8 protein-coding genes are annotated in these 8,797 nt (G+C 36.3%); 5 read left to right on the top strand and 3 right to left on the bottom strand.

Going from position 1 to position 8,797, the window contains the following annotated elements:
- Window positions 1-66: 66 nt before the first annotated feature.
- Together K1X44_08460 and K1X44_08455 are read right to left on the bottom strand one after the other, a co-directional pair.
- Window positions 67-573, bottom strand: coding sequence for a tetratricopeptide repeat protein (locus K1X44_08460; GenBank protein MBX7147323.1), 507 nt, complete (start codon window positions 571-573; stop codon window positions 67-69).
- A gap of 48 nt (window positions 574-621) precedes the next feature.
- Window positions 622-1,299, bottom strand: coding sequence for a sulfite oxidase-like oxidoreductase (locus tag K1X44_08455; GenBank protein MBX7147322.1), 678 nt, complete (start codon window positions 1,297-1,299; stop codon window positions 622-624).
- 76 nt (window positions 1,300-1,375) lie between these two features.
- On the opposite strand from K1X44_08455, the gene K1X44_08450 reads away from it, so the two are divergent.
- Complete coding sequence (locus tag K1X44_08450) at window positions 1,376-2,488, top strand: AFG1 family ATPase (GenBank protein MBX7147321.1); 1,113 nt, start codon at window positions 1,376-1,378, stop codon at window positions 2,486-2,488.
- 127 nt (window positions 2,489-2,615) lie between these two features.
- Complete coding sequence (mdh, locus tag K1X44_08445; protein MBX7147320.1) at window positions 2,616-3,581, top strand: malate dehydrogenase; 966 nt, start codon at window positions 2,616-2,618, stop codon at window positions 3,579-3,581.
- Here mdh and K1X44_08440 read toward each other — a convergent pair.
- Window positions 3,516-3,839, bottom strand: coding sequence for a hypothetical protein (locus K1X44_08440; protein MBX7147319.1), 324 nt, complete (start codon window positions 3,837-3,839; stop codon window positions 3,516-3,518). The genes mdh and K1X44_08440 overlap by 66 nt on opposite strands.
- 136 nt (window positions 3,840-3,975) lie before the next feature.
- Here K1X44_08440 and sucC point away from each other — a divergent pair, with 136 nt between their 5' ends.
- From sucC to K1X44_08425, 3 genes are all read left to right on the top strand, one after another.
- Entirely contained in the window at window positions 3,976-5,145 is a 1,170-nt protein-coding gene (gene sucC / locus K1X44_08435) for an ADP-forming succinate--CoA ligase subunit beta (protein ID MBX7147318.1), read from the top strand.
- Entirely contained in the window at window positions 5,145-6,017 is an 873-nt protein-coding gene (gene sucD, locus K1X44_08430) for a succinate--CoA ligase subunit alpha (GenBank protein MBX7147317.1), read from the top strand. Before sucC ends, sucD begins: the two co-directional genes overlap by 1 nt.
- Before the next feature lie 98 nt (window positions 6,018-6,115).
- A partial coding sequence (locus K1X44_08425; protein ID MBX7147316.1) for a 2-oxoglutarate dehydrogenase E1 component occupies window positions 6,116-8,797 on the top strand: 2,682 nt, incomplete at its 3' end.

Raw genomic sequence — 8,797 nt, 5'->3', positions numbered from 1 at the left:
TTAAATAAAAATAAATAAATCACCCCATCAATTTTTAATTTTGATGGGATGATTTTAGTTAGTAAATTAATTTTTTGTAGTTGTTTTAAATTTAAGAATAGATGCTTCAAGTGTTGTATATTCTATACAATTTGTACATGCTGATTTTAAAATAGCCAAACGTTCTTCAGCTTTACCAGGGTTGTTCATTTCAAGATATAATTCTCCCAAATATTCGTTGGCCCCTTTATGCATAGGATCAATTGCTAAAGCTTTTTGATACGCATCATATGATTTTTGTTTATCACCACTCATCCGATAGCTATATCCAAGATAGTTAAATGCGTCAGCATTTTTGGGATCATCAATAACAATTTGTTCTAAAACAGGAATAGCACCACGAAAATTTTTTGCCTGAATTTTTATTTTGGCATCTGTAAGATTAACGGTACTTTTACTAGATGACGAAAATGGTGCAGGCGTATTGGAATTAGAACTACCAGAACCAGATCCCATGGCATAAAGGGAGATGAGAACTGATGACATAAAATAAGCTATAAAACTTAGAAACAATGATTTATAAATTTTAGACATTATATAAAGATCTCCTTTTTATTAAGAAAAGCATTTTAAAGTTTTTTTTCAAGAATTACTATAGCGTTGTTCAAGCCAGGGATCACCATGATTATGATATCCACGCGTTTCCCAAAATCCTGGATGGTCTTCTTTAATAAATTCTAATCTTTTAATCCATTTGGCACTTTTCCAAAAATAAAGTTTGGGGATAACCATGCGAACAGGTCCCCCATGTTCACGGGTTAAAGGTTTTCCTTCCCAGGCAATGGCGATAAGCGAATTTTGATCCAGGAAAATATCCAACGGTACATTGGTTGTATATCCATCATAACTGGAACATAAAACAAATTTTGCGTCACCCATAGGTTGGACCAATTTTGCAAGCTCCCTTGTGGAAACACCTTGCCAATGATTATCAAATCGTGACCAAGCTGTAACACAATGAACATCCGATACCAAATCAACCATGGGCATGTCTTGTAATTGTTTCCAGTCGAGTGCTACAGGATTTTTGACCAGACCATCAACAGTTAGCTTCCAATTATCCAAAGGGATATTAGGTTGAATACCCAAATCCAGGACGGGCCAATTTTTAACCTCTCTTTGACCAGAAGGAAGACGATCTTTAGCAGCATCGCTTGTTTGTCCAGTTAAAAGACGTCCTTCTTTAGCCCATTTTTCTTTTGTTTCAACAAGCTTTTGTTTGATTTGATCAGATGATGGTGGTTTATTAGAATTATCCATATAGAATGTAAAAGTATTTTTTAATAAATATAATATGTGTATGTAAAATATTTATCTAAGTATATCTGAATTTTTAATGTCGAACAATAATCTTCTAATTAAATATCAAGAACTTTCTCTTGAAAAAAAATTTGATCATGATGATCAACATTTAAATCTCATTCATCATTTGCAAAATTTAATTCATAATCTGAATGCTCGAAATCAAAAGCACTTTTTAAAAAGAATTTTAACCTATTTTATAAAATATCCCTCTCTTAAAGGATTTTATCTTTATGGTCCCGTGGGTTCTGGAAAAACGACTTTGATGGATTTGTTTTATAATAATTTAAATATGTCTAAGAAAAGACGGGTTCATTTTTATACATTTATTTCTGAAATCCATGCGTTGTTACATCAATGGCGTACAAAACAAAAAATAAAAGATGAAAATTCGGCCATAGATTATGTTGTAAAAAATCTTATACAAAAATTTACGGTTCTTTGTTTTGATGAATTTTTTATCACAAATATTGTTGATGCTATGCTTATTAAAAGAATATTTACCAAACTCTGGGATAATGATGTTGTTATTATTCTTACATCTAACTTTGCACCAAAAGATCTTTATAAAGATGGGTTGAAAAGAGAATATCTAATGCCGTTTATTCAATTAATTGATAATCATATGCATGTTATGCATTTAACTGGTAGAGATTACAGACGTACATTACAACACGTGGAAAATTTTTATTATTATCCAGCCAACGACGACACAGAAAATCAAATGGCTAAAATTTTTTCTTTATATGCGCAAAAAGAAACGCCCAAATCCACACTGTTATCTATTCAAGGTCGTTCAATTGTAATACCAAGAGCCACATCAAATATTGTATGGTTTTATTTTTCTGATTTATGTGATCAACCCTTGTCACCAACAGATTATCTAACCATTGCCCAACAGTATCGCTTAATTATTTTATCTTATATCCCGGATTTAACTTTCATATCCAAAGATAGTTTGAAGCGATTTATTTCTTTGATTGATGTTTTATATGATCAAAAAAATATTTTATTTTGTAGTGCGGAGGTAGATCTTAAATCTTTATATAAAGGAGAAGAATTTCAATTTGAATTTCAAAGGACTTTATCAAGACTTTACGAAATGCAATCAAAACCATATGTGTCTTTTTTGCAAAACATACTATAAATAGTATCAGCTACTTGATCTTGGTAAACAAAAAGTGTATGACTACTAATAATAGTATAGTATATAACGTTTAATGTATTGAAAAATATTTTTAAAGACAGGCATCTAAAATTATTTTTGAGGGGAAATGATACGTAAGAAGATTGCTTTAGTGGGAGCAGGGAATATAGGGGGCACTCTTGCTTTTCAATTAGCTGCTAAAGAATGGGCAGATGTTATTCTTTGTGATGTTGTTGAAGGATTGCCCCAGGGTAAAGCGCTTGATATTAGTCAATCGTCTGGTGTGGTTGGCTTTGATACAAAAGTTCAAGGAAGTAGTAATTATAGTGCCATTAAAGGTGCTGACGTCGTTGTGGTGACCGCAGGTGTTGCGCGTAAACCTGGGATGAGCCGGGATGATCTTTTAACTATTAATACAAATGTCATTACCAAAGTTGGTCAAGCAATAAAAAAGAATTGCCCCAAAGCTTTCGTGATTGTTGTCACCAATCCTTTGGATGCTATGGTTTGGGTTATGCGTGAAGCAAGCGGGCTTCCTTATCGTCAAGTTGTTGGTATGGCAGGTGTTTTAGATACAGCACGTTTTCGTTTCTTTTTAGCAGAAGAACTTAAAGTATCAGTTGAAGATGTCAGCGCGTTTGTTCTTGGGGGACATGGGGATACAATGGTACCCCTTGTACGTTATACAACAGTAGCAGGTATTCCATTGCCTGAACTCATTAAACAAAAATGGATCAGTAAAGAAAAAGTAGATGCAATCGTTCAACGTACACGTGATGGTGGGGCTGAAATTGTATCGCTCTTAAAAACAGGATCAGCTTTTTATGCACCCGCTGTTTCTGTTATTCAAATGATTGAATCTTATTTATTAGATAAAAAAAGAATAATGCCTTGTGCGGCTTGGTTGAATGGCCAGTATGGGGTAAAGGATCTTTACGCTGGTGTTCCAGTTATTATTGGGGCAAGTGGTGTAGAGAGGGTAGTCGAAGTTGACCTAAATAAATCTGAAAAGGTTATGTTTAATAAATCAATTTCGGCTGTCAAAGACCTTATCAAAACGATAAGGGTTCTTCAACAAGGAGATAAGAAATAAAATGATGAAAAAAACTGTAAAGTCAGCATCTAAGTCAGGTGCCAAAACTGTTGCAAAAAAGCCAATGGCTAAAACAACAGCTAAAGCCGCGACTAAAGCTGCACCAAAAAAGACTGCTTCTAAAACTGCTAAACCAGCAGCTAAGAAAGTAGCATCTAAGACAGCAAAAAAAGCTGCTCCAAAGAAAAGATAAGACCCAAATCCCGTTCTGGGTCGACCTTTAGGATGGCGGTGGTCAAAAATCAGTATTTTTGGCAACCAAAAATTGTAAGAAAGACTTGCACTCTTGAACAAACTTGTTAAAGTTGCAAACCTTATCTGAAGTGATTTTGGACTACCGCCATCACTTTTTGTTTTATCTTAGTTGTATTAATTAAAGGTCGTTAATAATCAAATGAATATTCATGAATATCAGGCCAAAGCATTGCTTGGTCAATTTGGTGTAACTGTTCTTCCAGGTTTTGTTGCCTATACTGTTACTGAGGCTGAAGAAGCCGCCCGCAAATTGGGTGGAAATGTTTGGGTAGTAAAGGCTCAAATACATGCAGGTGGACGTGGTAAAGCAGGGGGGGTTAAACTTGCCCGTTCTTTAGACCAAGTTCGTGATTTAAGTAAAGAAATTTTGGGGAAAACTCTTGTCACACCCCAAACAGGACCTGCGGGTAAGGTCGTCAAAAGACTTTATATTGAATCGGGATGTGATATTCAAAAAGAATTTTATTTAAGTGCTCTTGTTGATCGTCAAACATCAAAAATTATGTTTTTAGCCTCAAGTGAAGGTGGGGTTGATATTGAAGAGGTTGCAGAAAAACATCCAGATAAAATCGTTAAAATTGCAGTGGATCCAGCCACAGGATTTATGCCTTACCAAGCACGATATGTTGCGTTTAAATTAGGATTAGCTAATACAAATCTTGCTGCAGCTGTTAAATTTTTATCGGGTATTTATGAAGCATTAATGAAATTAGATGCCAGTGCTATTGAAATTAATCCTTTGGTTTTAACTAAGCAAGGCGATTTGATAGCCTTAGATGCTAAAATGAATTTTGATGATAATGCTCTTTATCGCCATGCAGATATATTAAAGCTTCGGGATGAAGATGAAGAAGACCAAGCCGAAATTGAAGCAAGTAAATATGGTCTTAATTACATAAAATTAGATGGGAATATTGGCTGTATGGTCAATGGGGCGGGATTAGCCATGGCCACTATGGATATTATTAAACTTTATGGGGGTGATCCTGCTAATTTTCTTGATGTTGGGGGTGGGGCTACAAAAGAAAGAGTAACCCAGGCATTTAAGCTTATCTTATCAGATCCCAAGGTGGAGGGAATTTTGATTAATATTTTTGGTGGTATTATGCGATGTGATGTTATTGCAGAAGGGGTTGTTTCTGCAGCTAAAGAAATTAGTATTCATGTACCTTTGGTGGTTAGGCTTGAGGGGACAAATGTTGAATTGGGTAAAAAAATCTTACAAGAATCTGGATTGAAAATTATTTCTGCCTCAAATCTTGCCACAGCCGCCCAAAATATTGTTCAAGCAGTTCGGGAGGTTCAATAATGGCTGTTCTTGTTAATCAACACACAAAAGTTATTTGTCAGGGATTTACAGGTGCTCAAGGTACTTTTCACAGTGAGCAAGCTATAGCTTATGGGACGAAAATGGTTGGTGGGGTAACACCTGGCAAGGGTGGAACGATACATTTAAATTTACCTGTTTTTAATACTGTTCATGAAGCAGTTCAGGCAACAAAAGCCGATGCTTCGGTGATTTATGTGCCCCCTCCTTTTGCAGCTGATGCTATTTTAGAAGCTGTTGATGCCAAGGTAAAATTAATCGTCTGTATTACAGAAGGTATCCCTGTACTTGACATGCTTCGGGTAAAACATGCGCTTTTGGGCTCAGCTTCTAGATTGATTGGACCAAATTGCCCGGGTGTAATAACACCTGGTGCGTGTAAAATTGGCATTATGCCAGGCCATATTCATAAACCAGGACGTATTGGTATTGTGTCACGTTCAGGTACATTAACGTATGAAGCGGTTGCCCAGACAACGGCGGCAGGTCTTGGTCAATCAAGTTGTATTGGTATTGGGGGGGATCCAATTAATGGAACAAATTTTATTGATTGTCTTGAAATGTTTTGGGCTGACCCTCAAACAGAAGGTATCATTATGATTGGTGAAATTGGCGGTTCTGCTGAAGAGGAAGCCGCTTCTTTTATTAAAAAACAAACCACAAAAAAACCGGTGGTTGGATTTATTGCGGGTCGCACAGCCCCCCCTGGGAGACGTATGGGGCATGCAGGTGCCATCATTTCGGGGGGTAAGGGTGGTGCTGATGATAAGATTGACGCCATGCGTCAAGCTGGAATCATTGTTGCAGAATCGCCTGCCTTATTAGGGGAAACAATGGCAAAGTCTATGCATTAATAAGAAAATTTATTCTTGTTATATAGAGGCAGATTGCCTAAATTATATAATAGAATTTAAATTCACCATTTTAATAGGGTACATACTATATTAAATCCATGAGCAATTCAGACATTGATACTAGTTTTCTTTATGGGGTGAATAGTTCATTTATTACAGAACTATATCTGCAATATTTACGTAATCCTCAAAGCGTCAATCCAAGTTGGCAAAGTTTTTTTAAAGAACTTGGCGATGATATTTCAACAGTTATCGGTAATAATAAAGGACCCAGTTGGTCTTCCAATACCTCTTCTCTTCCAAAGCAAACATTACCTTCATCTTCCCTACCTTTTTCTGATAAAATTTCGACGGCTGATTATCTTCAAATTGAACATGCAGCGCACGATTCTTTAAGAGCGTTAATGTTTATCAGGGCTTACCGGGTACGTGGGCATCTTGAAGCAAATCTCGATCCCTTAAATTTAAAACCTTATGAATCGCATCCTGAACTTAATCCTGTAACTTATGGATTTAATGCTGAAGATATGAATAGACCAATTTTTATTGGGCATGCTTTGGGATTAGAAAGAGCAACATTTGGTCAAATTGTAAAACGGGTGCGGGAAATTTATTGTGGGGATGTTGGCGTTGAATATATGCATATTCAAGACCCTGCGCAGAAATACTGGATTCAAGAGCGTATTGAACAAGAAAATCGTTGGGGATATTTAACAGCTGAAGATAAAAAAAATATTTTAACCCAATTAACAATTGCTGAAATTTTTGAACATTTTCTTGATAAAAGATATACAGCTACCAAACGATTTGGTCTTGATGGCGGAGAATCTTTAATCGTTGCCTTGGATACTATTTTACGAAAAGCAAGTAAGCTTGGATTAAGAGAAATTGTTTTAGGTATGGCCCACAGGGGCAGATTAAACGTGCTGGCCAATGTTTTAGGTAAATCCTTTGCAGCTATATTTTCAGAATTTCAAGGTAATGATATTAATCCAGAAGATGTTCAAGGATCGGCCGATGTAAAATATCATTTGGGAACATCGTCTGATCGTGTGATTGAAGGCAGGTCCATGCATTTATCACTTACGGCCAACCCTTCACATCTTGAAGCTGTGAATACAGTTGTATTGGGTAAGGTTAGAGCTAAACAAAAACAATATAATGATACAGAACGCGCAGAAATCATGCCTATATTATTGCATGGCGATGCTGCGTTTGCAGGTCAAGGATTAGTTGCTGAAACTTTGGATATTTCTGATCTCAGAGGATATAGGGTCGGGGGTACTATTCATCTTATTGTGAATAATCAAATTGGATTTACGACAAATCCTGTTAATTTACGTTCAGGTCCCTATTGTTCAGAGGTTGCCAAAATCGTCCAAGCGCCAATTTTTCATGTTAATGGGGATAACCCTGAGGCTGTTGCCTATGTCTCAACATTGGCTATGGAATTTCGTCAGCAATTTAAAAAAGATGTTATTGTTGATATATTTTGTTATCGCCGTTTTGGCCATAATGAAACAGATGAACCAGCTTTCACCCAACCTTTGATGTATAAAAAAATTGCGGCCCATTCTAGTACGCGCGCAATTTATACAAAAAAACTTATTGATAATAAAACACTTACAGAAGAAGCAGCCCAAAAGATTGTGGATGATTTTCAACGTATTTTGGAAACGGAATACCAATCGGCAACGCTTTATAAACCAGATAAAGCAGATTGGTTGCAAGGAATGTGGCAGGGTTTGAAAATCGCCACAGCATGTGACCGCAAGGGTAATACAGCCGTTGATATGAAAACATTAAAAGAAATAGGTAAAAATTTAACAAATTTACCCCCTTCATTTAAAGCGAATTCCAAAATCATCCGTCAATTATCTACAAAGCGTGCTGCTTTTGATAAAGATACAGCAATTGATTGGGCCACAGGGGAAGCTTTGGCATTTGGAACATTGTTGGCCGAAGGTTATGGGGTACGTTTATCGGGTCAGGATTGTGGGCGTGGAACATTTTCCCAGCGTCATGCGGTTTTAATTGATCAAGAAACGGAAGAACCTTATATCCCTTTAAATAATGTTAAAGCTGGACAAAAAATTTTGGAAATTGTTGATAGTCCATTATCAGAAGCTGGTATTTTGGGATTTGAATATGGGTATAGTTTGGCAGATCCCAATACATTAGTTTTATGGGAAGCCCAATTTGGTGATTTTGCCAATGGTGCCCAGGTTATTATTGATCAGTTTATTTCTTCAGGTGAAGCTAAATGGCTTCGTATGTCGGGATTGGTTATGCTGTTACCCCATGGGTATGAAGGCCAAGGTCCGGAACACAGTTCAGCCAGATTGGAACGTTATCTTCAACTTTGTGCCGAAGATAATATGCAGGTTGTTAATTGTACAACACCCGCTAGTTACTTTCATGTATTGCGCCGCCAAATTCATCGCAATTTCCGTAAACCTTTAATTATTATGACGCCTAAATCATTATTAAGACATAAATTATGTGTCTCATCCCTAAAAGATATGGCAGAAGGAACTTGTTTCCAGCGGGTGCTTAAGGATGATGATGTTTTTTATAAAGGCTTGGGTAAAAAAATAATTTTATGTTCGGGTAAAATTTATTACGACCTTTATGAAGAGCGGGCTAAACAAAAAAACAAAGATATTCTTATCTTAAGAATGGAGCAACTTTATCCTTTTCCTGATGATGCTTTACTTGATGAATTGAAACTATTTCCCAAAGCAGAAATTATATGGTGCCAAGAAGAACCCAAAAATATG

Source organism: Alphaproteobacteria bacterium (assembly GCA_019695395.1).
Classification (GTDB): Bacteria; Pseudomonadota; Alphaproteobacteria; order JAEUKQ01; family JAIBAD01; genus JAIBAD01.
The sequence above is the reverse complement of the archived record's forward strand: the minus strand, read 5'-3'. Positions and strand labels throughout refer to the sequence as shown.

Excerpts from the sequence above, each read along its gene's own strand:
- K1X44_08450 (MBX7147321.1), top strand. The coding sequence starts at position 1,376 with ATGTCGAACAATAATCTTCTAATTAAATATCAAGAACTTTCTCTTGAA.
- mdh (MBX7147320.1), top strand. The coding sequence starts at position 2,616 with ATGATACGTAAGAAGATTGCTTTAGTGGGAGCAGGGAATATAGGGGGC.
- sucC (MBX7147318.1), top strand. The coding sequence starts at position 3,976 with ATGAATATTCATGAATATCAGGCCAAAGCATTGCTTGGTCAATTTGGT.
- sucD (MBX7147317.1), top strand. The coding sequence starts at position 5,145 with ATGGCTGTTCTTGTTAATCAACACACAAAAGTTATTTGTCAGGGATTT.
- K1X44_08455 (MBX7147322.1), bottom strand. The coding sequence starts at position 1,299 with ATGGATAATTCTAATAAACCACCATCATCTGATCAAATCAAACAAAAG.
- K1X44_08460 (MBX7147323.1), bottom strand. The coding sequence starts at position 573 with ATGTCTAAAATTTATAAATCATTGTTTCTAAGTTTTATAGCTTATTTT.